Consider the following 24,520-nt stretch of genomic DNA (forward strand, 5'->3'; position numbering starts at 1 on the left):
CGGGCTCGGCTGACGCCCGCTCCAGCAAACTGGTACGTTGCCGGGAGATCCGGCGCGCCCCTGTGACTTCCGCAGTGTGTCGTACAGCCGGTCGTCGAAACCCGGTATCCGAGTTCGCAGGAGCAGCACGAGTGAACGGCAGGACCCTCTCCCGGCGCGTCGCATCCGTCGTCGCCGTCGCGGCCAGCGCGGCATTCCTCGGCGCGACCACCGCCGCGGCCGAACCGGCCGAACCGGCCAAGTCCCCGCTCGAGATCGCCGCTGAGCAGCTCGCCACGGCCGCGGGCGAGAACGCCGACGCCAAGTCCGCGGTGGAAACGACGCTCAAGAGCGCACAGTTGATCTCGGCCGCCAAGCTGGGCAATATCGCGTGGACACCGTTCGGCTATCAGGCGCCGACCATCGGCTGCGGCTTCAATCTGCCCTTCACCATGACCGTCGCCTCGGCCACCGTGAGCCCGGATCCCGCGATCACCGTGCCGCCCGGCATGCTGCGCTTCCAGGCCACCCCCGCGCACTCCGGCATGCCGCTGGCCTCCGGGCTGAGCGTGGTGTGGCTCAATGTGGCCAATGGCCGCAGTGGGATCAACGGTCTCGACGAACTGACCGAGTACGGCCTGCCCGCACTGGCCAAGACCGTCGACTCCGGCCCCGGCACCGTGATCGCCACCCTGTGGGGCAGCATCGACTATCCGGCGGCCCGCTGTGCGGTGCTGCCCACGGTCGGCCTGTTCACCGTCCCCGAACCGCCCAAGGATCCCGCGGTCGCGCCGCCGGTCGATTCCGGATCGGGCACGGGTTCCGGCATGCCCGCCAACTGATTCCAGGCAAACGAAAAGCCGCGCACCCAACGGGTGCGCGGCTTTTCGTTTAGAGCCTGAACGCTTCAGGCGCGCGGCTTGCGGCGGGTGTCCTGCCGCTTGTAACCGCCCTCCCGGCGCGGGGCCCGGCTCATCGAGCGCTGTCCGGGCGGGCCCTGATCCAGCTGCAGCTGAATGAGCTGACCGCTGATCCGGGTGCGGCTCAAGGCATTCAGCGTCTCGTTCGACAGATCCGCCGGCAGCTCCACCAGACTGTGGTCCGGCCGGATGCTGATGTGCCCGAAGTCGCTCCGGCGTAGGCCGCCCTCATTGGCGATCGCACCGACGATGGCGCCCGGCGCCACCTTGTGCCGCTTGCCCACCGAAATGCGGTAGGTGGCGAGCTCGGCGCCGGTCCCGCGATGCCGCGACGGCTCCCGGCGCTCCCGCGGCCCGCGATCCCGGTCGTCGAACGAGCGCGGCGCCCGCTCCCGGCGTTCCCGGTGCGTCGGCTCCGGATCCGGCTCCATGAAGAAGTTGTCGCCGTCGTGCGATCCGATCGCCAGCGCCGCGGCAATGTCCACCAGCGGAATATTGTGCTCGCGCTCGTAGTCCTCGATCAGCTTGCGGAACAGCGGCAGATTCGCGTTCGACAGATTCTCGGTGATGGCATCGCCGAACTTGGTCACGCGCTGCGCGTTCACGTCCTCCACGCTGGGCAGCTGCATCTCGGTGACCTGCTGGCGGGTGGCGCGCTCGATGGCGTCCAGCAGCCGGCGCTCGCGCGGGGCCACGAACAGCAGCGCGTCACCGCTGCGGCCCGCGCGACCGGTGCGGCCGATGCGGTGCACATAGGACTCGGTGTCGTGCGGAATGTCGTAGTTCACGACATGCGAGATGCGTTCCACGTCCAGGCCGCGGGCGGCCACATCGGTGGCGACCAGAATGTCGAGCACGCCCGACTTGAGCTGCCCGATGGTGCGCTCACGCTGCGCCTGCGCGATATCGCCATTGATGGCGGCCGCGGAATACCCACGCGCGCGCAGCTTCTCGGCCAGCTCCTCGGTGGCCTGCTTGGTGCGCACGAAGATGATCATGGCCTCGAAGGACTCGACCTCGAGGATGCGGGTCAGCGCGTCCAGCTTGCGCTGGTAGGACACCTGCACCCAGCGCTGGGTGATATTGGTGTTGGTCGAGGTCTTGGACTTGACCGTGATCTCGACCGGATCCTTCAGATACTGCTTGGAGATCTTGCGGATGGCCGTCGGCATGGTGGCCGAGAACAGCGCCACCTGCTTCGATTCGGGCGTGTCCCGCAGGATGCGCTCCACATCGTCCTGGAAGCCCATCTTCAGCATCTCGTCGGCCTCGTCCAGGACCAGATACTGCAGCTGCGTCAGATCCAGCGTGCCGCGCTCCAGATGGTCGATGACGCGGCCCGGCGTGCCGACCACGACCTGCGCGCCGCGCCGCAGCCCGGACAGCTGCACCGCGTAGTTCTGGCCGCCGTAGATGGGCAGCACGTGCAGGCCCGGAATGTGCGCGGAGTAGCGCTGGAACGCCTCGGCCACCTGGATGGCGAGCTCGCGCGTCGGGGCCAGCACCAGCGCCCGCGGCGATTTGCCGGACACTTGCAGCCCCATGAGGATCGGGATGGCGAACGCGGCGGTCTTGCCCGTACCGGTCTGCGCGAGACCCACCACGTCCGCGCCGTCGAGCAGCGGCGGAATCGTCGCCGCCTGAATCGGCGACGGCGATTCGTAGCCGACATCGGCGATGGCCCGCAGAATGCGGTCATCGATGCCGAGATCGGCGAAGGACGGGCCGTTCGCGTCCCTCTCGTCGTCGCTGGGAACGCTGTCGGCCGGTGAGGTACTCATTGACCAGGAGTTTACTGCCTGAGCCTGGTCGGTCCGACCATCGGGTGAATACGCTGGACGTCGTGCAATCGGACAACTCGCCCGCCGGACTCGGTCGCACCGAATCCGCCCCGGTCCGCAACTACGTGACCGGCCACCTCCCCACCACCGAATCGGGCAGCTCGGGCGGGATGACGGCAGCCGTCGCCGAACCGGCCGCCGCACCGGGCACACCCGCGGCGACCGCCCCCGGCGGTGTGGTGGATATCGCGGTGGTGCAATTCGGACCGGGCACCGATACCGTGGCCAATCTCACCGCCCTGCGCGAGGAAGTCCGCGCCGCCGCCGAACTCGGCGCCAAGGTGGTGATCGCCCCCGAATACTCCATGTTCGCCGTGCGCCGCCTCGACGAACGCGCGGTGGCCGCCGCCGAACCGCTGACCGGTCCGTTCGTGAGCGGATTGCGGGGCATCGCAGCCGAATTCGGCGTGCACCTGGTGGCGGGCGTGGTCGAAGCGCCCGGCGGTGAGCAGCCCGCCGACCGCGCCTACAACACCCTCGTCGCCGCCTCCCCCGACGCCGAGTTCGCCGCCATCTACCGGAAAGTGCATCTCTACGACGCCTTCGGCGCGCGCGAATCCGATGTCCTGCTACCCGGCCCGCTCGACCCGCCGCAGACCTTCACCGTCGACGGCGTCGTCTTCGGCATGCAGACCTGCTTCGATCTCCGCTTCCCGGAGGGCTGCCGCCGCGTCGCCGCCGCCGGCGCTCAGGTGCTGCTGCTGCCCGCGCAGTGGATTCCGGGACCGAACAAGGTCGATCAGTGGACGACGCTGCTGCGCGCCCGCGCCATCGAGAACACCGTCTTCGTGGCCGCCGCCGACCAGTGCGCACCGCTCGGCGCGGGCGCGTCCATGATCGTGGGCCCCAATGGCGCCATCCTCGCCGAACTCGGCGATCAGGCCGGAATCGCCACCGCCCGCGTCGATATCGCGCATCTGGACGAGGTCCGCACCGCCAACCCGAGCCTGTCCCTGCGGCGCTTCACCATCCACGCCGGCTGACAAGATCACCGGGAGCTGGTGGCGGCGTTTCCCGAGCAGCGTCCGCCACCAGTTCCCGGTCGATGGCGTTTCACTCTCGCGCTCTCGGCGAGACCCGGCGGACAGCGGGGACAACTACACTGAACAGCAATGATCTACCAGGATCGGGGGGCCGCGGGGCGCGCGCTGGGTGAGGTGCTCGAGCACCTGCGCGCGGCGGATCCACTGGTGCTCGGGCTGCCGCGGGGCGGGGTTCCGGTGGCCGCGGCGGTGCGGGAGGCGATCGGCGGGGATCTGGATGTGCTGCTGGTCCGCAAACTCGGCGTGCCCTGGCAGCCGGAGCTGGCCATGGGGGCCATCGGCGAGGACGGGGTGCGGGTGCTCAATGACGACGTGGTGCGCCATACCGGGGTGACGCCGGAGCAGATCGCCGCGGTCGAGGGGCTGGAGCGCACCGAACTCGAACGCCGCCGCCAGTTCCTGCGGGCGGCCGCGCCCGCCATACCGTTGAAGGACCGCATCGCGGTGATCGTCGACGATGGCATGGCCACCGGCGCGACGGTCGCGGTGGCCTGCGAGATCGCCCGGCTGCACGAACCGCGCCGGGTGGTGGTGGCGGTGCCGGTGTCCTCCGCCGAAGCGCTGCACCGCATCCGGGCGGTCGCCGATGAGGTGATCTGCCCGCTGGTGCCGCGCTTCCTCGGCGGGGTGGGCGGGGCATACAACGACTTCCACCAGCTCAGCGATGACGAGGTCGTGGACCTGCTCAGCGAATCTCGGTGATGCCCTTCAGATGTCGCTGGGCCAGCTCGGCGTAGTAACTCGGGTTGATCTTCACCCACATCTCGGCCGGGGTGCCGGCGATCTCCTTCTTCACCCGGGCGGGCGAGCCGGCCGCCAGCACATTATCGGGAATCTCCGCGCCCGGCGGGACCAGGGAGTGCGCGGCGATCATGGTGCCGCTGCCGATCTTGGCCATGTCCAGCACCGTGCTGCCGTTGCCCACAATGGATTCCGCACCGAGGGTGGCGCCGTGGAAGACCACCGAGTGCGCGATGGTGGAACCCCGGCCGATCTCCACCGGGACGTCTTCCGGCACGTGGATCACGGCATTGTCCTGCACGTTCGAGCGCTCGCGCAGGATGATCGGGGCCAGGTCCGCGCGCAGCACCGCGCCGTACCAGACCGAGGCGCCGGCCTCGACCCGGACATCGCCGATGAGCGTGGCGGTGGGCGCGATGAAGGCGGTGGGGTCGACGGTGGGCCGCTTGCCTTCGAATTCGTAGAGTGGCACGCCTGCCACGGTAAACCCTTGCCGCGCCTAACGGTTCGGATTCCCGGCCAGGGTCAGCGCGGTGCGACGCGGGTCAGCACCCAGTCCGAGATATCGGCGGTGACCTGGGCTTGCACCGGTTCGTGCAGCAGATCGTGGCCCGCGTCGGGGTACTCGCGGAAGTCGGCGGACACCCGGCGCGACCACTCGCGCACCGGGGCGATCGGGGCGCGGCGGTCATCGGCTCCGTGCACGATCAGGACCGGAATCGATTCCAGGGGCGCGTATTCGGTCTGGCCTCCGGCCGCGCCCCGCACCGGAACCGTGCCGCGGGCGGACCGCGGTGATTCGCCGAGCGGCACCGCCTTGGGAGTACCGCAGAGGATCAGGCCGGACAGTGGCGGCACTCCGCCCGCTGTCGCGGCCGCCTCGGGGTTGAGAGCCGCGACCGCGGTCGCCGCGCCCAGGGAATGCCCCATGAGGAACAGCGGAGCGGCGGTGGGGATGAGGTCGAGGAATGCGTGTGCGTCAGCGGACAATTCGGGCAAAGTGCCCGGGTGTTCGGCGTCACCCTCGCTGAGCCCGTGGCCCGAGGTGTCCAGGGTCCACAGCTCGATTCGCGCGGCGCTCAAGGCCCGGGCGAAGCGGTGGTAGTGGCCGCTGTGCTGGCCGATTCCCGGCAGCAGGGCGATGACCGCGGCCGGATTCCCGACCGGCCAGCGGCGGTGGTGCAGCCGCCCGCGGGGGCCATCGAAGTACGGCATCCGGCGATTCTCGCAAACACTCCGGCCGCCGTCCGCACCGCGCCCGGGCCGTGCGACACGCCGAAATGGTCGATGGGGTTTCACCGGTCCGCCCGGTCGGACGGCACCGGCTCGGCAATAATGTGACCGCGAGTCGTGTTGTCTCCCAACACCGCCCGCAAAACCGGGGCTGACGTGCGGATGCGCGAGCGTGAGCCGGGCCACCCCGCGGCCCACCTGGCGGCACACCATTGCCGCACCAGTCATTACGCTGTTGCGCGACTCGGTCGTCGCGCACGGCGCGGCGCGGCCGTCGCGGAGGGTGCGGCGCAGCACGCAAGCACGCGTGTCCGGGTGCGGGGTGTCAGCGGAAGGCACAGGAGGGCCGCTATTGATTCTGTTCGGTGATCGTGTCGTGTGCAGCACCGGAGACCTGGTGTCGGCGGCGCGTTGTGAGTTCGCGCTGCTGCGCGCGCTCGACGCCGAACTGGGACTGGTGGCACCGGTCGCGCCGGCGACCGGTGCGCTTCCGCGCGCCTGCGATCCGGCGACGGAACACAAGCTGGCGGATCTGCGCGACCGGTACGGCAGCGGCGTGGTGCGGGTGCGCGTGCCCGAGGGGCTCGATCCGGCGGAAACCGCTGCGGCACTGGCGGCCGCGCACGAGCGCACCCGCGCCGCCCTGGACGCCCGCGCCGACGCGGTCGCGGGCGCGGTGCTCTTCGACGGGCGGTTCGCCGCGCACTGCGATTTCCTGCTGCTGGACAGCGCGCCCGAAACCCACGACTACCTGCCCGCCGCGGTGGCCACCCGCCGCACCGCCGTCACCGCCCTGCTGACCCTGGCCGCCGCCGCGGACGCGCTGCGGCGCAACGACTTCCGCACCGCGCCGCATGCCCGCCTGTGGCTGGACGGCGTGCCCGCCACGCATCCCCTCGCCGATATCGCCGTCATCTACCAGGCGCGCCGGCGCAGACTCGAGCACATCCTGGACGCCAAACTCGGTGAGCTACTGCCCGTGCAGTGGGGCGACCGCCGCTTCCTCGCCTGCGGCAGCTGCCCCGCCTGCACCGCCGAACTGGAGGCCCGCCGCGATCTGCTCCTCATCGCCGGCATGCGCCCCGCCACCCGCGCCCAACTCCGCGACGCCCGCATCACCACCGTGGACCGCCTCGCCGAGGCCGACGCCACCGTCACCGGCATCCCCGCCCCCGCCTTCGCCACCCTGCGCCGCCAGGCCGAACTCCAACTGCACCGTGAACGCACCGGCCACCCCACCCACACCCTCATCGACGCCGCAGCCCTCGCCGCCCTGGCCGCCCCCACCCCCGGCGACCTCTTCGTCAGCGTCCGCATACCCGACGCCGCCGACCACCGGAACACCACCACCGCAGGCGATCTCATCGTCAGCATCCGCGCCCACAGTTCCGTCTTCGACAGCGCCGCCACCGCACCCCGCCTCGGCGACGCCTCCGGGTCGAGCATCACCACCGCCGAATCGTCCGCAGCAGCGGCCGAAGCAATCGAAGCCACTGCGGTCGATCCCGAGCCGACAGACGGCTCCCCCGCGCAGGCCAATGGCCGACCCGAGCCCGACGCCGGCCGCCACGACTCGGCCGCCGACGCCGCCGGGGCAGGACCCCGCGCGAGCGAGGCCGACGGGGCCATACCGAACGCGGCCGGGGCCGAACTGGACGCACGCGAGGCCGAGCTCGACGCGATCGGGGCCGCGCTCGACACCGTCGCGGCCGAGTTCCATGCGGCCGGGGCCGATCTCGGTGCGGCCGAGGCCGCACCGCAGCGGGTCGATATCCCGCTGGATCCGGCCGATCCGGCGGATGCGCCTGTCGTGTTCATGATTCGGGTGGATGAGGCCGGGGTGCAGGCGAATTCCGGGGTGGCGCGCGGTGGTGGGGTGGCGCGCGGTGGTGGGGTGGCGCTCGATGACGGGTGGGCGCTGCTGGAGTTCCTGGCGCAGCGGCAGCGGGCGTTTCCGGGGATGCGGATTCACCACTATCGCGGGGGGTTACGGCCGCTGCTGAGCGGGCTGGGTGAGCGGCATGCCGATGGTGAGGACATGGTGGCCGAGGTGCTGCCGGCGCTGGTGGATCTGTATCCGGTGGTGCGGGCGGCCCTGATGGTCGGGGAGCGGTCCTACGATCTGCATCAGCTGCCGCCGAATCGGGCAGAGGACGAGAGCGGGCCGGAAGCCGTGGTGCGGCTGCGGGATTGGCTCTTGCGGCTGGCCGGGGAGCACGGGGTGCGGCCGGCGCGGCGGATGTCCTACGACTATTGGGAGACCGGGCCCGACGAGGTGGAGGCGGCCCTGCGGGCCTTCGCCGAGACGGGGCAGCGGGATCACTGGTGCCAGGCGCAGGTGGCGGCGGCCTACATGGCGGCGGCGCTGGGATATCACCGGCGGGAGGGGCGGCCGCTGCGGTGGGCGCACGACGATCGGCTGGATCATCCGGTCGAGGAGTGGGCCGACACCCCGGGCGTGCTGGTCGCCGATTGGGGTGCGGTGGACACCAAGTGGCACAGCACCGGCCATCGGCCCATGCGGCGGTATCTGACCCTCACCGGGCGGCTCGGCACCGGCAACGCGCCGCCGCCCGGAACCCGGGTGCTCACGCTGTACGACCGTCCGGTGCAGGGCATGACCGCCGCGCCCGGACAGCGCGCCGTCGCGCACGCCACCGTGCTCGGCTGTTCGCTCGACGCCAATTTCGAGGACGTGGTCCGGGTGGTGGAACTGCTGCCCGACGGCTGCGAACCCTACGACGACCTGCCCGCCGCCATCGCACCCTGCCCGCCGGGCCGCCAGGAACTGCTCGCCGACGCCCTGGACGACACCGCCCACCAGTTGCTGGTCACGCTGCCGCAGGTGCCCGACACCGCCGTCTTCGACCTGCTCTGCCGCCGCCCGCCCCGCCTGCGCTCCGCGGACGCGCTGCCGGAGGTGTTCGGCGATCACGCCGCCGCCGTCACCGCCGCCATTCTCGATCTCGAGAACTCCTATGTGGCGGTGCAGGGCCCGCCCGGCACCGGCAAGACCGACACCACCGCCCGCGTGGTGGAAAGGCTTGTCACCCGGTACAAGTGGCGCGTCGGCGTGGTCGCCCGCTCGCACGCGGTGGTGGAGCACGTCCTCGACGCCGTGGTGCAGGTGGGCGTGCTGCCCGAACTCGTCGCCAAGGCCGACGCGCAGGCCGTCGCCCCGGAATGGCTGCCCATCGAGGCATCGAGGTATCCGCGCTTCCTCGACAATGCCGTCAATGGCTGTGTGGTGGGCGGACTTTCGAACGATTTCGCCGATGCCGAGCGCATCGCGCGCGCCGGCCTGGACCTGCTGGTCATCGCCGACGCCGGCAAGTTCCCGCTGGCCGAGGCCGTCGCGGTCGCGGTGTGCGCCCGGAATCTGCTGCTGGTGGGCGATCCCGCCCCCGCCGCCGCTCAGGGCGTGCACCCCGAACCGGTGGGCGATTCGGCGCTGGGCCGCCTGGTCGGACCGCATCGCACCCTGCCCGCCGCCTACGGCTATTTCCTGGACCGCACCTGGCGCATGCATCCGCGCATGAGCGGCCCGGTGTCCCGGCTGCGCTACGACAATCGCCTGCGCTCCAATGAAACCGTCACCCTGGCACGGGAACTCGACGGCGTCCCGCCGGGCGTGCGCACCGTGACGGTCGAACATCACGGCAACAGCACCGAATCCGCGGAGGAGGCCCGCGAGATCGTGCGCCAGGTCCGCACCCTGCTGGGCCTGCCCTGGCAGACCGGCGCGGTCACCCGCCGACTGCACCCGCACGACATCCTGGTCGTCGCCCCCTATCACGCCCAGGTGGCGCGCATCCGAACCCTATTGTCCCGGGCCAGGATCGAGGACGTGCTCGTCGGCACCGCCGACCACTTCCAGGGCCGCGAGGCCGCCGTGGTCCTGGTCTCCATGACCACCTCGGCCCCCGAGGACGCCCCGCACGGCATCGGCACGCTGCTGTCGCGCCACTGGCTCACCAGCGCGATCTCGCGCGCCATGTGGGCGGCCGTCATCGTCCGCTCACCATTGCTCACCGAGTACCTGCCCGCGACCATGGCCGAGGTCTCCGACCTCGCGGCGGTACTCCAGTTGGATCGGGTCTAGAAGCCGATCGGCAGAACCACTTTTTGTAGAAGCACTGTCAGCCGAAGCACTGGCCTTCGCCGCGGTAGGTCGGCACCGGCGTGCGCTTACCGTCGGCATCCACCAGCTGCACCTGGGTGAAGCGCTCACACAGTTCCCCGGCCTTGGCATGCCGGAACCACACGCGGTCACCGATGTGCAATCCGTTGGAACCGGTCAGCGGCGTCTGCACCTCACCCGCGCCCTCGGTGCCGATGAGCCCCAAACCCAAGGGCCACACCGGTTTCGGCACGCGCGAGGCGCCCGCCGGACCCGAGGCGATATAGCCGCCGGAGAAGACCGTGGCGATGCCCTCCGCCGGACGCCGCAGCACCGGCAGGGCGAAGTACATGGACGGCCGCGGCGCGAGATTGCGGTAACCGTCGAAAAGCGTTGGCAGATACAGCCCGGAACCCGCGGTCACCTCGGTGACGTCCGGATCGGAAATGCTCACCTCGATGGACCCGGTGCCGCCGCTGTTGACGATCTCGAGTTCCCCGACCTCATTGCGCACCGCGTCCAGCACCCGCCGGCGGCGGCGCAGGATCTCCGTCGCCGAGGCCTTCTTCACCAGGCGCACAGCGGGATTCGTATCGGGCAGGCCCGCGATCTGCGCCTCGTAGGTCATCACGCCGACCACATTGCAGCCCCGCCGCCTCGCCGCCCCGGCCAGGCGCGCGGCCTGCTCGGGCGAGCGGATCGGCGAGCGCCGCACACCCAGGTGCAGCGGCCCGATGCGCAGCGAGGCGTCCACATCGATGCACACCCGCACGGCGGCCTTGTCCCCCACGGCGGCCCGGATCAGATCCAGCTGATCGGTGTCGTCGATCATGAGGGTGATGGAGTCCAGCAGCAGCGGATCGGCGGCCAGTTCGGCCAGCGCGGCCCGGTCGGCGGTCGGATAGCCGAGCAGCACATCGCGTGCGCCCTGGCGGACCAGCCAAATGGCTTCGGGCAGTGCGTAACCCATAATGCCGGCGAATCCGCCGGAGGCGGTGAGGTCGCTGCCGAGCACCTCTTCGAGCACCGCGCGGCAGCGCACGGACTTGCTCGCCACCCGGATCGGCACCCCGCGGGCGCGGCGCACCAGATCGGCGGCATTCGCACGCAGGGCGGCGAGGTCGACGACGGCCAGTGGCGCGTCGAGTTCGGCGGTGGCCGCGTGCAGCCCGGCAATCGGCGACGGATCGGTCACTCGATCATTCGACCACGAAACTGGTCAAACGTCCAGCAATTGCCGGGATCGGTTCAGCGATCCACGGCCATCGGCTCAGAGATCCACGGCCTTGGTCGACAGGTACTGCACCAGGTCGTCCAGGACCACCAGCGAGGTCTCGTCATCACAGTCGGCCAGCCAGCGCAGCACCATGCCCTGGATCACCGCGACCAGATAGGCGGCGATGGCATCGCAGGGCTCCAGCCACTGGGTGCCCGAGCGCTGCGCGCACAGCTGCAGGAACTCGGTGACCGCGGCGTCCAGTCCGCGGAAGGTCGCCGACGCCTCCGGGTCCGGTATGCACATGGTCTGGTTCTCCCACCGCCGGCGCAGCGCGACCAGGGTGGCCTCATAGGCTTGGATCTGCCTGTCCGGGGCCGACTTCAAGATCGGCCAGAGCGTGCTCACTCCCGCGTGCAGCAGGATTCGCAGCGCACGATTACCGGTGAAATCGAGAGATGCGGCCGCTTTCTCGATGGCCTCGATCATGGCCGGGCGCAGCCCGACCTGGACGATTTCTCCACTTGCGTTCAACGACGACTCCCTAGGCGAAAGAACTCGCGCACATGCCCGCGCGGCTCGCTCAACGGGCTGTGATCAGCACTGATCCCCAAGCGAGACCTGGGCGTACCCGTTCAACAGGTATCGATGCTACGTCGTTTTCTTGCTCCACGACCAGCTTTGATAGCTGTTTTCGTACCCTAGGATTGTTTTGTTACCTAATCGGGACTCGCCCGCGATCGAATGGGAATCGTCGAAATTCTTCGATCGCCTGGTAAACGCACTATTAGGACCGATTGGTATTTTATGAACATTGTTCAACGTAAAGATAGTGGATGTGCGGCAACCCACACGCAAGGAGGGTTGCCCGGTCAACCGCTAGCCTGAGCGGGTGACTGCTGCGCGCCCCGACCAATTCCGCATCTCCGGCACGTTCAACTTCCGCGATGTGGGCGGCGCCCGCACCACCGGCGGCGCCACGGTCCGCGAGGGGATCCTGCTGCGGTCCGCCCAGCTCAGCCGGCTCGACGACACCGGACGCGACACGCTGCTCGGACTCGGGGTCACCGATGTGCACGATCTGCGCGGGCCCGCCGAAATCGACTTCATCGGCCATGACGCCCTGCCCGGCGCGGTGCGTTTGCACATCACCCCGTTCGACGCCGCCATGGGCGAGACCCCGCCGCACGAGGCGCGCCGCCACTCCTCGGCCCACGGCCACATGCTGGAGGTGTACCGGGAGTTCCCGGCCAAGCCCGAGGCGCACGCCGCCATCAAGCGGCTGGCCGGCTCGATGCTCGGCGGCACCGCGCTGGTGCACTGCGCGGCCGGCAAGGACCGCACCGGCTGGGCCGTGGCCACCCTGCTGCGCGCGGTCGACGTCCTCGAGGACGACATCTACGCCGACTACCTGCTCAGCAATGACGCGGTGCCGACACTGCGCGCCTTCATGACCGCGGACATGAACGAGGAACTGTCCGACGATCTGCTCGGCGTGAAGCCGGAGTACCTGGCCGCGGCCACCACATCCATGCAGGACATGTACGGCGGCATCGACGGCTACCTCGCCGAGATCGGCATCACGCCCGAGGATCGCGCGGCGCTGCGCGTGCGTCTGCTCGACTGACACGCGTCGGAGCGAGCGGGAGGCGGCCCGATCGCGCCGGATGCGGCGCAGGCGACCAACACGCGGCTGCGGTCGCGCCGGATGCGGCGCAGGCGACCAACACGCGGCTGCGGTCGCGCCGGATGCTGTTTCAGTCGACCAGTGCGCGTTGTTTCAGTCGACCAGTGCGCGTTGTTTCAGTCGACCAGTGCGCGGCGGACCAATCCGTCCGGGTCGATGCTGACCTGATTGCCGGTGTGGAACCACGCTCCGGTGAAGCGGGATTCGGTGGTCTGCGGGTCGTTCCAGTACCGGCGGCTCACATTCGGACCGCGGCAGAGCAACTCGCCGTGGCCGGTGGCCGCCTCCGGCCCCCAGAGCGCCAATTCGGTGCCGCCGAAGGCGAATCCGAGAATGTCGCGCGCGGCCGCGCCGTCGTCGCGGGCCAGGCCGATGCCGCTGGTCTCGGTCGCGCCCCAGACCGACCACTGCCGGGCCGCGGGGAAGACCTCGCGCAGCGTGTCGGCCACGGATTCGGAGGTATTCGGATCGGCCGCGGCCAGCTCGGTGCGATGCCCGGCGCTGCACACCTGGCGCACCCGCTCCACGCGCAGGCCGGCCAGTTCCGGCAGCAGTCCGGCGAAGATGCGCGGCGTCGCCGACACCATATCGATGCGTTCGGCGACAAGGGTTTCCGGAACGGCCGCCCGATCCGGCGCGAGCACCACGGTGCCGCCGACGGCGAAGGTCGGCAGCAGCTGATCCACGCAGCCGCTGGCGTGCGCGAGCGGCAGCAGCACCAGATTGCGCAGGCCCTCGGTGGGCAGATCCAGCGCGCCGACCACGGAGCGGATGGCCGAGAGCAGGTTCTCATTGGTGAGCTCCACCCCGCGCGGACCGCCCTCCAGGCCCGGGCTGGTGTAGCAGAGCAGCGCCAGCTCGCTCAGCGAGGCGCCGTCGTCGATGAAGGCCGCCGCATCGGGTAGCGCCTCCCGATAACCGGCCGCACTGCCGCCGCCGTCGAGAATGTAGTCGGCGCAGGCATCGCGGATCACGCGCTCCGCCACCGCATCCGGCAGCCCGTCGTGGACCAGCACCGGGACCGCGCCGGAGAGCAGGGCGCCCAGGAAGGCCTGCACCCAGCGCGCGCCCACCGGCATGCGCACCGCGACCCGGTCGCCGTAGCCGATGCCGTGCTCCTGCAACCCGCCCGCGATCCGCGAGGCCGAGTACCAGAGCTCGCGATAGGTGAGGCGGGGGCCGCCGATCTCGACCACCGCCTCCCGGGAGGAGAAGGTGTGCACCTGGATGTCCAGCAGTTCGGTGAGCGCCGGGGTCAGGTTGCCGTAGCGCAGGATGCCGTCGGCGCCGCGCGCAAGAGGGTTGTCGCACCGGGCATTTCGCGTGTGCGGGTATTCCACCAGTATTTGCGACATACAGTCCCTCCGAGTGCCCTCGAGCCCTGCCAGGCATGAGTGACTATATGATGCACATCACATCCGTGGGCGGATTGTCGGCAAACGTAGTGGAGTCCTTATGGGGCGGAAACAGGTCAGCGCCCCGTGTAAGTAGCTTTCCCCGGACCGACTTCCAGGAAACTCGCGACCGCATTCCGCAGGTCCTCGGTGCCGAAGAGTTGCCCGGAGACCTGCGGCGTCACCGAATCCGCATGCGCCACACCGCCGGAGCGCCAGGCGCCGATGATCTCCTTGGTGGCGGCGTGCGCGCGTGTCGGGCCATCGGCGAGTCGCGCTAGCAGGGCGCGGGCCGCGGTGTCGACATCGTCGTGCACGGCATTGACCACACCCCAGTCGGCGAGGGTGGCGGCGTCGTACAGATCGCCCGTCATGACGAATTCGCGGGCGCGGCCGGACCCCGCGCGCTCGGCGAGCCGCTGCGGGCCGCCCATCGACGGAGTCAGGCCGACAACGGTTTCCACCAGACCGAACTTGGCCTTGGGCGCGGCCAGGATGATGTCGCAGGCCAGCGCAATCTCGAAGGCGGCGGTCAGGGTCAGGCCGTGCGCGGCGAACACGACCGGGCACGGCAGCGCCTCGAGCGGGTGAATGATGCGCGCGAACAAGGTCTGCCACAACTGGGCGCCCTCCGCGGTCGACAGGCCGTCGAAGACGTGCACGTCCACCCCGCCGGAGACCAGCTTGCCGTCGGCTCGCACCAGCAGCGCGCGCGGCGACTCGGCGGCGAGCTCCTCGATATCGACGGCGAGGGCCTCGAGCAGCGCCTTGTCGAAGAGGTTCAGCGGCGGATGGTCGATGGTCAGCACCGCGGCCCGCGCACCCCCCTCGGTGGCGATGTGCTCCAGGCGGGTGGGCTTCGTCTCAGTCATGCGCCCGAATCTACGACACGGGTCTGCCAGTATGGGTGACGTGACCACCTCTGCATCGGAGTCCGGCAGCTACGTCGAACCGGGCGAGTTCAAACGGGATACGAACTACATCACCACCCGCATCACCGCCGATGGCCGGGACGGATACCCGGTCGAGCCGGGCCGGTATCGCCTGGTGGCGGCGCGGGCCTGCCCGTGGGCCAATCGGACGCTGATCGTGCGGCGGCTGCTCGGGCTGGAATCGGCGCTGTCGCTGGGGCTGTGCGGGCCCACCCACGACAAGCGCAGCTGGACCTTCGATCTGGATCCGGGCGAGGTGGATCCGGTGCTGGGCATCCACTTTCTGCGGGATGCGTACTTCAAGCGGTATCCGGACTATCCGCGCGGGATCACGGTGCCGGCCATTGTGGACGTGCCGACCGGTCAGGTGGTCACCAATGACTACGCTCAGATCACCCTCGACTTCTCCACCGAGTGGACCGAATTCCACCGACCCGGTGCGCCGCGGCTGTATCCGGAGGACCTGCGCGCGGAGATCGACACGGTGAACCGGCGGGTGTACACCGAGGTCAACAATGGCGTGTACCGGTGCGGGTTCGCCGGTGATCAGCAGGCGTACGAGGCCGCCTACGACCGGCTCTTCACCGCGCTGGACTGGCTCTCGGAGCGGCTGGCCGGGCAGCGATACCTGGTGGGCGACACCATTACCGAGGCCGATGTGCGGCTGTTCACCACGCTGGTGCGGTTCGACGCGGTCTATCACGGGCACTTCAAGTGCAATCGGCAGAAGCTGACCGAGCTACCGGTGCTGTGGGATTACGCGCGCGACCTCTATCAGACCCCGGGTTTCGGGGACACGATCGATTTCGAGCAGATCAAGCAGCACTACTACATCGTGCACACCGACATCAATCCGACGAAGATCGTGCCCAAGGGTCCCGACCTGGCCAACTGGCGCACGCCGCACGGCCGGGAATCCCTGGGCGGCAAACCCTTCGGCGACGGAACTCCGCCGCCGGTCAGTGCTTAGCGCCCGCGTAGGTGCCGAAGCTCCAGTAGACGCCTTCGGGATCACGGCAGACGAAATCGCGTGATTCGTAATCGGTTTGGTCGGTGAGGTCGCGGACCATGGTCGCGCCCGCGGCCTTCGCCCGGGCGCAGAGGGCATCGGGATCGTCCACGACGATATAGACGGAGCCGACGCCGGCGGGCAGGTCTTTGATCGCCGAGCCCTCGCGCGCCGAGCCGAGCATGAGGGCGCCGCCGCCCGGCCAGGCGAGTTCGGCGTGATCGACCCGCTCCCCTTCCCCGTAGCAGGCGATGGTTTCGAAGCCGAAGGCCTGCTCCAGGAAGCGGATCGCGGCGCGGGCGTCACGGTAGGTCAGGGTCGGCCACACAATGGCGGCGGTCTGTACGGAGGTTGTCGAATCGGTCATGCGTCTACCCTCCTTGCTCGGCGGGCACCGGGTCTTGGACGAATGGGAACACCTCGCGCTCCCGCCACACCGACGGCGGCATGCCGGCCAGTTCCCGCCATTCCCGGGCCATGTGCGCCTGGTCGTAGTACCCGCACAGCGCGGCGATCTCGGCCAGCACCGGCGGATCGGGCAGCCGCAGCAGCCGGTGCGACCGTTCGAAGCGGGCGATGCGCACCGCATCCTTGGGCGTCACCCCGAATTCGGCGCTGAACCGATTGCCCAGATGCCGGCGGCTCCAGCCGATCTCCGCGGCCACCGCCGCCACCCGCACCGCCGGATCCGGCCCGGACAGCAGCGTCCAGGCGTGCGACAGCTCCGGATCCCACGGCACCGGATGGATGCGGCGCAGCAGGACCTCGTCCAGGATGGCGAAGCGCCGCGGCCAGCTCGCCGCGGCCGCCAGCCGCTCCCGCAACTCCCCCGCCGGTCCCAGGACCTCCTCCAGATCGACGATCCACGAGCCCAGCGCCGCCGTCGGCACCCCGAACAGCGCCCGGCAACCCAGCGGCGTCAGATCCAGCTGGATCCCGTGCTGATAGCCGTTGTGCGCGATCACGGCCGGCCGCACGGTGAGCCCGCTGGCCAGCATGCTCCAGGTGCCGCCCGCCTGCTCCGGGTGCGAGGAGACCGGCACCCGGATCGGCTCGTCGATGGTGATGATCACGGTCAGCGCCCGGGCGGGCATGCCCACATGGGTCCCCGGCTCGAACCCGCGCAACAGATAGCCCTCGTAGCCGAGGACATACGCCCGCAGTCGCGGATCCGGCAACCCGCTCGCGCCCTCCGACACACCGGTCACCAACTCACCGTAAGCCTCGCCGGGCGGAACCGCCTGCTCTCGCGGTTCGTTGACCCGGTGCCATAGAGTTTCGGTCGGAGGACCGTGCGAATTAAGGGGTAGTCGATGTTCAAGTCCGGGCTCGAGAAGGCGGTCGTCTCGCTGCTCGACAATGGGGCGCAGGTGCAGGCACCCGCCGTCGCCAAGTACGTCGAGAAGACCCGACGCAGTCATCCCGACGACACCCCCGCCCAGGTGCTGCAGCGGCTGGAGAAGCTGTACCTCAATACCGTGACCGCCAGCGGCACCGCCGTGGGCGCCACCGCCGCGGTCCCGGGCGTCGGCACCGTCGCCTCGCTCACCGCCATGAGCGCGGAGACCGCGTTCTTCCTGGAGGCGTCCGCGGTGTTCACCCTCGCCGTGGCCGCCGTGCACGGCGTCGCCCCCGAGGACAAGGAACGCCGCCGCGCCCTGGTGCTGGCCGTCGTGCTCGGCGAGAGCGGCATGGAGATCGTGCAGAAGAGCGTCGGCCACTCCGCCAAGAACTGGGGCAATCTGCTGGCCAACAAGATTCCCGGCATCAGCTCCATGAACGATTCGCTGCTCAAGCGGTTCATGGTGCAGTTCCTGGCCAAGCGCAGCGCGCTCATGCTGGGCAAGGTGATCCCGGCCGGAATCGGCGCGGCCATCGGTGGATTCGGCAACCGGGCCATGGGGCACCATGTGATCGACAATGCCCGCAAGGCCTTCGGCGCACCGCCGGTGACCTGGCCCAAGCCGCTGGTCATCGATGCCGATCCGCTGCCCGCCGTGGAAGCCGCGCCGCGGAAACCGCAGGCATGAGCGGACCGCGGCCGCTCGCCTTCGCCGCCGGCGGGCTCAGCAAGGTGTTCGGGACCGTCACGGCGGTCGACGATGTGAGTTTCGTGGTGCCCGCGGGGAAGATCGCCGCGCTGGTGGGGCCGCCCGGGTCGGGCAAGAGCACGGTGCTGCGCATGCTGCTGGGCCAGTTGCAGCCGACGGCGGGCACCGCGAGCGTGGGCGGGCCGGGGTCCGGGGTGCGCCCGGGACGGCAGGCCGTCGGCGCGATGCTGTCGCCGCGCGGACTGCATCCGGCACGCACCGTCGCCGGTCAGCTGCGGGTATTCGCGGCCGCCGCGGGGGTCTCCGACAGCCGGGTGGAAGAGCTGTTGACCTTGGTCCGGCTCGATACCGTTGCCGGGCAACGGCTATCGGTCCTGCCCGCCGGAGCGCACACGCGGCTGGCGCTGGCCATCGCACTGCTCGGCGATCCGCCGCTGCTGTTGCTCGACGATCCCACCGCGGGCCTGGATCCCGCGGAGGCCGTGTGGCTCAACGACTTCCTGCACTCACACGCCCGCCGCGGCGGCACCGTGCTGCTGACCGCGCGCACCCTCACCGCGGTGCTGTCGGTGGCCGACGAGCTCATTGTGCTGAATCAGGGCAAGATCGCCTATCAGGGCAGCCCGGCCCGGCTGCGCCGCAGTCATCCGGATCGCATCCTGGTCAAGGCTTCCAGCCCGATCGCGCTGGCCACCGCCCTCGCGGCGGCGGGTTTCACCGATGCCATCATGCGCCCGGACGGCCGGCTCGCCGTCGCGGAGGCGAGCCTGCCGCAGCTGGAGGCGGCGGCCGCCACGGCGCGGGTGCAGCTCACCGAGATCACCGCCGAGCACATTCACCCCGACCACGTCCTCGCCACCCTCACCCGCCCGGCGGCCGCCGCCTACCCGTCGCCGACCGCGTACGGGATGCCGCGTTGACCCTCGCGCGCGGGTGCGAATTTCCACGAAGGGACTTCCGATGATCCTCACCGCTGTGCCGGAATCCGTGCTGCGGGCGGTGAACTCCGAAGTCCGCAAGGTCGTTTCGCTGCGCATGAACCGCACGCTGGCCGGAATCGTCATAGGCGGCGGGCTGTTCGCGTTCACCGCCATGGGCCTGTTCCTCGACTCCACGCTCGAGGGCGGCGAGCTCATCTTCAGCGGCGGCTGGTCCGCGGCGGCGGTGGCGGTCGCGCTCGTCGGGTCGGTGGTGCTGGCGGCGGTCTTCGGGGCGGCGGCCGCGGGCAGCGAATTCCGGTATCGGACGATCGACACCAGCCTGCTGTTCACCCCGGACCGGAATGTGCTGCTGGGCTCGAAACTCGGTGTGGTGGGCGCGATTTCGCTGGGCACCGTGCTGTTCACGGAACTGCTCGGCGGGGCGGCCATGCTGCTCTTCGGGCGCGAGCGGCTCGGCATCGGCGCCGGATTCCTGGCCATTCTGGGCGGGGTGCTGCTGGCCGCGGTGTGCTGGTCGGTCATCGCCGCGGCGCTGGGGCTGCTGCTGCGCTCGCCGGTGCAGGCCATGGCCGCGGTGCTCGGCGCGGCCGTGCTGGAACCGCTGGTCTGGGTGGTCGCGCGGGCCATGGGGACCCCGGGTGTGGCGACCATCCTGCCCATCTCGGCCACCGTGGGCGCCATGAGCGGCGGCGAATTCGACGACGGCGTGTTCATCGCCCCGACTCCGGCGGCCATTGTGGTGCTGCTGCTGTGGACGACCGCGGCGGTGTCCGCGGCCTGGTGGTTCTTCACCCGCCGCGATCTCTGACCCGGATCGCCCCGGTCACCGCGCGGATTCGCGCTCCGGCCAACCAAGATCGATTCGTCTGTCGGTGCCGAGGGGCACACTGGGCGATCGAGTGGTTGTCAGGAGCGGGAACAAACAGGGGGTACGGCGGTCTTACCGCTGTTGATGAGCGCGAAGGTGGATGAGGCGATGGGGCGGGAGTCGGACGAAGCGACGGCCGGCTGGCTGCGGCGGCTGTGGGGGCGCAGCAAACAGCACCCGTGGCTGCTCGCGGGAATCGGCGTAGCGGTCGTGATCGGCGCGGTCGTGGAGGTCACCGGGCCGCTGCTGGCCAAGCGCGCCCTGGACGGGGCCACCGCCGGGAACACCGAGATCATCGCGGCCATGGCGGGGCTGCTCGCGCTGCTGGCCGCCGGACGCTTCCTCGCCAGCTTCAGCCGGCGCATGTTCGCCGGGCGACTCGCGCTCGATGTGCAGCACGAGCTGCGGGTGGATCTGCTCGGCGCGCTGCAGCGCCTGGACGGGCCCGGGCAGGACGCGCTGCGGACCGGGCAGGTCGTCTCGCGATCCATCAGTGATCTGACGCTGGTGCAGGGGCTGCTGGCCATGGGGCCGTGGTCCTCGCTGGCGGCCCTGCAATTCGTGCTGGCGGCCGGTGTGATGCTGTGGCTGTCTCCCCCATTGGCATTGACCGCGCTGCTGGTGGTTCCGCTGCTCGGCGTGGTCGTCTATCGGGTGCGGCCCACGCTGTACGCGGCGACCTGGTCGGCGCAGCAGCGGGGGGCGGATCTGGCTCAGCACGTGGAGGAGACCGTCACCGGCGTCCGGGTGGTGAAGGGCTTCGGGCAGGAAGCCCGCATGGTGGATCTGCTGGAACGGCACGGGCGGCGGCTGTACGCGGAACGCATGCGGGCGGCCCGGATCGACGCGCGGTTCGCGCCCACGCTGGCGACCATTCCGCAGCTGGGACTGGTCGGGGTCATCGCCATGGGCGGCGCGCTGGCCCTGCAGGGCGCTATCGGGCTCGGCACCTTCCTGGCCTTCGTCGCCTATGTCAGCACCATGACCAATGCGACCCGCACGGTATCCATGGTGGTCGTGATGGCGCAGCTGACCCGCGCCGCCGCCGAGCGCGTGCATCAGGTCATCGACAGTGCGCCCGACCGCATCGATCCCGAACATCCGGTGCCGCTGCCCCGCGGGCCGCTGGGCATCGAAATCGACGCGCTCAGCTTCGGATTCGATTCCGGCCGCCACATCCTGCGCGATTTCGACCTCACTGTCGCGCCGGGCGAGACCGTCGCCGTCATCGGTCCCGCGGGTTCCGGCAAATCCACGCTGTCGCTGCTGCTCCCCCGCTTCTACGCGCCCGAGTCCGGCCGGATCACGCTGTACGGCACCGATTCCCGCGCGAATATCGCCGATCTGCGGGCCGCCGATCTGCGGTCGGCCATCAGCGTGGTGTTCGACGAGGCCTTCCTGCTCTCCGACACCATCTCCGCGAATATCGCTCTCGGCCGGCCCGAGGCCACCGACGACGAAATCCGCACCGCCGCCATCCGGGCCGCCGCACACGATTTCATCGAGGCGCTGCCCGAGGGCTACGACACCGTGGTCGGCGAACGCGGCCTGACCCTGTCCGGTGGCCAGCGCCAGCGCATCGCCCTGGCCCGCGCCCTGCTCACCGACCCGCGCATCCTCATCCTCGATGACGCCACCTCCGCCGTGGACGCACTCACCGAGGCCGCCATCTTCGACGCCCTGCCCACCGATTCGGGCCGCACCACCCTCATCCTCGCCCACCGCGAATCCACCCTGGCCCGCGCCGACCGCGTCGTCCGGTTGCCAGGCCCGGATGCCGCGCGCCGCGACACCACGGATTCGCACTCGCCCGCAACGGGATTCGCCTCCACCGACCCAGCTCCCGCGACGAGCACAACCGGGGCTGGTGCGGCACTCACGCCCCTCGGCCAAACGGGCGACAAGCGCCAGGCCGAAAATCCTCCTCGTCATTCCGGCGCGCTCTTGGCCGGAATCCAACCGGCCGGTGTGGATCCCGGCCAAAAGCCTGCCGGGATGACGAGCGGAACTGCTCGCCAGCCGCTCGGCTCGGCGCCGCTGTCCAGCCAGGATTCGCAGGCCCGGGCCGACGCCGCGGCCGAGCGGGATTCGCGGGCGACCCGAGCCGACGACACGGCCGGTCGGGATTCGCAACCGGTCCGGGCCGAGGAGGCGGTGGATCCGGATACGCCGGCGGAAGTCCGGCGGGCGCTGAGTCGGCTGCGGGCCGCGGAGGAGCAGCCCGGGTTGGACGATCGGGAGTTGCGCGAGCCCGATCCGGGGTTCCGGTTGTCGCGGGCGCTGCGGCCGGTGCGCTGGCTGGTGATCGGGATGGTGGCGCTGCTGGCGGTGGATGCCGTTGTCGGCGTGGGTTTCCCGACGATCGTGCGCTATGCCGTGGACAACGGCGTGACCGGTGGGGATGGCGGGGCGCTGGCGCGGGCGGCCATTGTGGGAGCGCTGCTGGCCGGGTTCGGGTGGGTGGTGGCGTCGACCGCGCTGGTGTGGGGCGCGCGGGCCGGTGAACGCGCGCTGTACGGGCTGCGGGTGCGCAGTTATGCGCATCTGCAGCGGCTCGGGCTGGACTACTACGAGCGGGAGCTGTCCGGGAAGATCATGACCCGGATGACCACGGATATCGACGCGCTGTCGACCTTCCTGCAGACGGGTCTGCCGGACGCGCTCATCGCGCTGCTGATGGTGGTGGGCATCGCGGGTGCGCTGGTGCTGATCGACGCGCACCTGGCCCTGATCATCTTCGCGACGCTGCCGCCGCTGCTGGTGGCCGTATGGCTGTTCCGGCGGGTCTCCAATGCCGCCTACAGCGCCTCCCGCGAGCACGCCGCCACCGTGAACGGCGATTTCGCCGAGAATGTGGCCGGACTGCGCGTGGTGCAGGCCAATCGGCACGAGGCCGTGGCCGCGCGGCGCTTCGCGGAATACTCGCAGCGCTACCGGGACAGCCGCATGCGGGCGCAGCGCGCCATCTCGGTGTTCTTCGCCTTCGTCGGCGCGTGGGCCGATCTGGCCTTGGCCGCCGTGGTTTTCGTGGGCGCGCGCCAGGTCGCCGACGGCACCACCACCGCCGGCACGCTGGTCGCGTTCGTGCTGTACCTGCAATTACTGTTCGGGCCGATCCATCAGCTCTCACAGCTGTTCGACGGCTATCAACAGGCGCGGGTCGGGCTGCGGCGCATCGGGGAACTGCTGCGCACGCCCTCGTCCATCGCCGCCGATCCCGAGGACGCGGTGCGCATCGACGGCACCCTGCGCGGCGAAGTGGTCTTCGACGAGGTGCGCTTCCGCTATCCGGGAGCGGCCCTGCCCGCCCTCGACGGCATCAGCCTGCGCATCCCGGCGGGCACCAGCCTGGCGCTCGTCGGCGCCACCGGCGCGGGCAAATCGACCATCGTCAAACTCCTCGCCCGGCTCTACGACATGCCCCGGGACGAGAACACGTTGCACGGCTCGGGTGACACGGTTCACACTGCCGCGCAGGGCTCGATAACGGACGGTATCGACGCCTCGGAGCGCGCGGATCGAGAACCGCTGCGCACCGGCTCGATTCGCGTCGACGGCGTCGATATCCGCGACTACAAACTCACCGACTTCCGGGCCCGGCTGGGAGTTGTGCCACAGGAAGCTCACTTATTCCCCGGCGACATCGCCAGCAACATCGCATTTGGCAAACCTTTTGCGAAGCCGGCGGAGATCGCCGCGGCCGCCGCGGCGGTCGGCGCGCTGGAAACCATCGAGGCTTTGCCGCACGGAATGCGGCAACCGGTCGGCGAACGCGGCCGCGGGCTCTCGGCCGGGCAGCGGCAGCTGATCGCGCTGGCCCGCGCCGAACTGGTCGACCCGCGACTCTTGCTCCTGGACGAGGCCACCGCCGTCCTGGATCCGGCGGCCGAGGCATCGGTGCTGGTAGCGAGCGAATCGGTGACGCGCGGCCGGACCGCGGTGATTGTCGCGCACCGCTTGGCGACCGCCGCCCAGGCCGATCGGATCGCCGTCGTCGAGCACGGCCGGATCACCGAAATGGGGACTCATGACGAACTGCTGGCGGCACGGGGAACGTACAACCGACTGTGGGCTGCGGCGCGGGCTACAGAGGGAATATTCTCGAGCGAGGACGAGTCGTCACGAGAAGATGTGTCCGCCCGGTGGTAGCCGTGCCCATGAGTGAACAGGGGTGGGCATATCCTCAGAGGGGGCGCATCGGCGCGCATCCGCCGATTACCCGTGCCGGGCACGTCACAAACGTCGCAGCGCGAAGAACGAAATGAGGCGAACACCTGCTGTGAGCAGCTCAACATCCCAGTTCGGACAGAACCAGTGGCTCGTCGACGAGATGTACCAGAAGTACAAGCAAGACCCGTCGTCGGTCGATGAGAGCTGGCACGAGTTCCTCGCTGACTACACGCCGGAGAACACCGGCGACACCGGCAACAGCCAGCCGGCCCCCACCACCCAGGCCGCGCCCGCGCCGGCCCCCGCCCCGGCCCCGGCCGTCGCGGCTCCCGCGCCCGCCGTCGCTCCGCAGCCCGCTCCCGCAGCCGCCGCGCC

Annotated in this window: 20 protein-coding genes; 11 read left to right on the forward strand and 9 right to left on the reverse strand. The window is 70.2% G+C overall.

The annotated features are described in order from the left end of the window. Window positions 1–131 precede the first annotated feature (131 nt). Complete coding sequence (locus ACFVIV_RS37230) at window positions 132–821, forward strand: hypothetical protein (protein WP_379204736.1); 690 nt, start codon at window positions 132–134, stop codon at window positions 819–821. A 65-nt stretch (window positions 822–886) separates the two neighbouring features. Here ACFVIV_RS37230 and ACFVIV_RS37235 read toward each other — a convergent pair whose 3' ends face one another. Next, window positions 887–2,680 carry a DEAD/DEAH box helicase gene (locus ACFVIV_RS37235; protein ID WP_379204738.1) on the reverse strand — a complete coding sequence of 598 codons (1,794 nt, stop codon included), beginning with the start codon at window positions 2,678–2,680 and terminating at the stop codon, window positions 887–889. Between the two features lie 236 nt (window positions 2,681–2,916). On the opposite strand from ACFVIV_RS37235, the gene ACFVIV_RS37240 reads away from it, so the two are divergent. Together ACFVIV_RS37240 and ACFVIV_RS37245 are read left to right on the forward strand one after the other, a co-directional pair. Then, entirely contained in the window at window positions 2,917–3,723 is an 807-nt protein-coding gene (locus ACFVIV_RS37240) for a carbon-nitrogen hydrolase family protein (protein WP_379204768.1), read from the forward strand. 129 nt (window positions 3,724–3,852) lie between these two features. Further along, a complete protein-coding gene (locus ACFVIV_RS37245) occupies window positions 3,853–4,485 on the forward strand; it encodes a phosphoribosyltransferase (RefSeq protein ID WP_379204740.1) in 633 nt (210 codons plus the stop codon). Here ACFVIV_RS37245 and ACFVIV_RS37250 read toward each other — a convergent pair. Then, a complete protein-coding gene (locus ACFVIV_RS37250) occupies window positions 4,469–4,996 on the reverse strand; it encodes a gamma carbonic anhydrase family protein (RefSeq protein WP_379204742.1) in 528 nt (175 codons plus the stop codon). The genes ACFVIV_RS37245 and ACFVIV_RS37250 overlap by 17 nt on opposite strands. 53 nt (window positions 4,997–5,049) lie before the next feature. Beyond that, entirely contained in the window at window positions 5,050–5,739 is a 690-nt protein-coding gene (locus ACFVIV_RS37255) for an alpha/beta hydrolase (RefSeq protein WP_379204744.1), read from the reverse strand. 394 nt (window positions 5,740–6,133) lie between these two features. On the opposite strand from ACFVIV_RS37255, the gene ACFVIV_RS37260 reads away from it, so the two are divergent. Then, on the forward strand, window positions 6,134–9,859 hold the full coding sequence (locus ACFVIV_RS37260; protein ID WP_379204746.1) for an AAA domain-containing protein: 3,726 nt from the start codon (window positions 6,134–6,136) through the stop codon (window positions 9,857–9,859). Between the two features lie 37 nt (window positions 9,860–9,896). Here the strand turns inward: ACFVIV_RS37260 and ACFVIV_RS37265 are convergent, their stop codons facing one another. Then, complete coding sequence (locus tag ACFVIV_RS37265; protein WP_379204748.1) at window positions 9,897–11,072, reverse strand: amino acid deaminase/aldolase; 1,176 nt, start codon at window positions 11,070–11,072, stop codon at window positions 9,897–9,899. Between the two features lie 75 nt (window positions 11,073–11,147). Then, entirely contained in the window at window positions 11,148–11,627 is a 480-nt protein-coding gene (locus ACFVIV_RS37270) for a TetR family transcriptional regulator (RefSeq protein ID WP_245721567.1), read from the reverse strand. Between the two features lie 358 nt (window positions 11,628–11,985). Between ACFVIV_RS37270 and ACFVIV_RS37275 the strand changes: the two genes are divergently transcribed. Continuing rightward, the gene (locus ACFVIV_RS37275; RefSeq protein ID WP_379204750.1) at window positions 11,986–12,720 is read left to right on the forward strand and encodes a tyrosine-protein phosphatase; all 735 of its coding nucleotides are present in this window, start codon (window positions 11,986–11,988) and stop codon (window positions 12,718–12,720) included. A 176-nt stretch (window positions 12,721–12,896) separates the two neighbouring features. On the opposite strand, the gene ACFVIV_RS37280 is transcribed toward ACFVIV_RS37275, so the two are convergent. Both ACFVIV_RS37280 and ACFVIV_RS37285 read right to left on the reverse strand, forming a co-directional pair. Beyond that, on the reverse strand, window positions 12,897–14,135 hold the full coding sequence (locus ACFVIV_RS37280) for a class I adenylate-forming enzyme family protein (protein ID WP_379204752.1): 1,239 nt from the start codon (window positions 14,133–14,135) through the stop codon (window positions 12,897–12,899). A gap of 116 nt (window positions 14,136–14,251) precedes the next feature. Further along, the gene (locus ACFVIV_RS37285) at window positions 14,252–15,046 is read right to left on the reverse strand and encodes an enoyl-CoA hydratase/isomerase family protein (RefSeq protein ID WP_379204754.1); all 795 of its coding nucleotides are present in this window, start codon (window positions 15,044–15,046) and stop codon (window positions 14,252–14,254) included. 40 nt (window positions 15,047–15,086) lie between these two features. Here ACFVIV_RS37285 and ACFVIV_RS37290 point away from each other — a divergent pair, with 40 nt between their 5' ends. Beyond that, window positions 15,087–16,076, forward strand: a complete 990-nt coding sequence (locus ACFVIV_RS37290) for a glutathione S-transferase family protein (protein ID WP_379204756.1) — start codon at window positions 15,087–15,089, stop codon at window positions 16,074–16,076. On the opposite strand, the gene ACFVIV_RS37295 is transcribed toward ACFVIV_RS37290, so the two are convergent. Next, window positions 16,066–16,482 (reverse strand): VOC family protein, encoded by a 417-nt coding sequence (locus tag ACFVIV_RS37295; RefSeq protein WP_379204758.1) that lies wholly within the window; start codon window positions 16,480–16,482, stop codon window positions 16,066–16,068. The two genes, ACFVIV_RS37290 and ACFVIV_RS37295, sit on opposite strands and share 11 nt — an antisense overlap. Before the next feature lie 4 nt (window positions 16,483–16,486). Continuing rightward, window positions 16,487–17,323, reverse strand: a complete 837-nt coding sequence (locus ACFVIV_RS37300) for a helix-turn-helix domain-containing protein (RefSeq protein WP_379204760.1) — start codon at window positions 17,321–17,323, stop codon at window positions 16,487–16,489. Between the two features lie 105 nt (window positions 17,324–17,428). Between ACFVIV_RS37300 and ACFVIV_RS37305 the strand changes: the two genes are divergently transcribed. From ACFVIV_RS37305 to ACFVIV_RS37325, 5 genes are all read left to right on the forward strand, one after another. Next, on the forward strand, window positions 17,429–18,145 hold the full coding sequence (locus tag ACFVIV_RS37305; protein WP_379204762.1) for a hypothetical protein: 717 nt from the start codon (window positions 17,429–17,431) through the stop codon (window positions 18,143–18,145). Then, a complete protein-coding gene (locus tag ACFVIV_RS37310; RefSeq protein WP_379204763.1) occupies window positions 18,142–19,086 on the forward strand; it encodes an ATP-binding cassette domain-containing protein in 945 nt (314 codons plus the stop codon). Before ACFVIV_RS37305 ends, ACFVIV_RS37310 begins: the two co-directional genes overlap by 4 nt. Before the next feature lie 40 nt (window positions 19,087–19,126). Further along, complete coding sequence (locus ACFVIV_RS37315) at window positions 19,127–19,915, forward strand: ABC transporter permease (protein ID WP_379204765.1); 789 nt, start codon at window positions 19,127–19,129, stop codon at window positions 19,913–19,915. Between the two features lie 168 nt (window positions 19,916–20,083). Then, entirely contained in the window at window positions 20,084–24,124 is a 4,041-nt protein-coding gene (locus ACFVIV_RS37320) for an ABC transporter ATP-binding protein (RefSeq protein ID WP_379204770.1), read from the forward strand. Between the two features lie 130 nt (window positions 24,125–24,254). Beyond that, window positions 24,255–24,520 (forward strand): hypothetical protein (locus ACFVIV_RS37325; protein WP_379204766.1); only part of this gene is annotated, 266 nt, incomplete at its 3' end.

Source organism: Nocardia sp. NPDC127526 (assembly GCF_042672265.1).
Classification (GTDB): domain Bacteria; phylum Actinomycetota; class Actinomycetes; order Mycobacteriales; family Mycobacteriaceae; genus Nocardia.

Coding starts and splice junctions, on each gene's coding strand:
- ACFVIV_RS37235 (WP_379204738.1), bottom strand. CDS start 2,680: ATGAGTACCTCACCGGCCGACAGCGTTCCCAGCGACGACGAGAGGGAC.
- ACFVIV_RS37245 (WP_379204740.1), top strand. CDS start 3,853: ATGATCTACCAGGATCGGGGGGCCGCGGGGCGCGCGCTGGGTGAGGTG.
- ACFVIV_RS37255 (WP_379204744.1), bottom strand. CDS start 5,739: ATGCCGTACTTCGATGGCCCCCGCGGGCGGCTGCACCACCGCCGCTGG.
- ACFVIV_RS37280 (WP_379204752.1), bottom strand. CDS start 14,135: ATGTCGCAAATACTGGTGGAATACCCGCACACGCGAAATGCCCGGTGC.
- ACFVIV_RS37285 (WP_379204754.1), bottom strand. CDS start 15,046: ATGACTGAGACGAAGCCCACCCGCCTGGAGCACATCGCCACCGAGGGG.
- ACFVIV_RS37295 (WP_379204758.1), bottom strand. CDS start 16,482: ATGACCGATTCGACAACCTCCGTACAGACCGCCGCCATTGTGTGGCCG.
- ACFVIV_RS37305 (WP_379204762.1), top strand. CDS start 17,429: ATGTTCAAGTCCGGGCTCGAGAAGGCGGTCGTCTCGCTGCTCGACAAT.
- ACFVIV_RS37310 (WP_379204763.1), top strand. CDS start 18,142: ATGAGCGGACCGCGGCCGCTCGCCTTCGCCGCCGGCGGGCTCAGCAAG.
- ACFVIV_RS37315 (WP_379204765.1), top strand. CDS start 19,127: ATGATCCTCACCGCTGTGCCGGAATCCGTGCTGCGGGCGGTGAACTCC.
- ACFVIV_RS37320 (WP_379204770.1), top strand. CDS start 20,084: ATGGGGCGGGAGTCGGACGAAGCGACGGCCGGCTGGCTGCGGCGGCTG.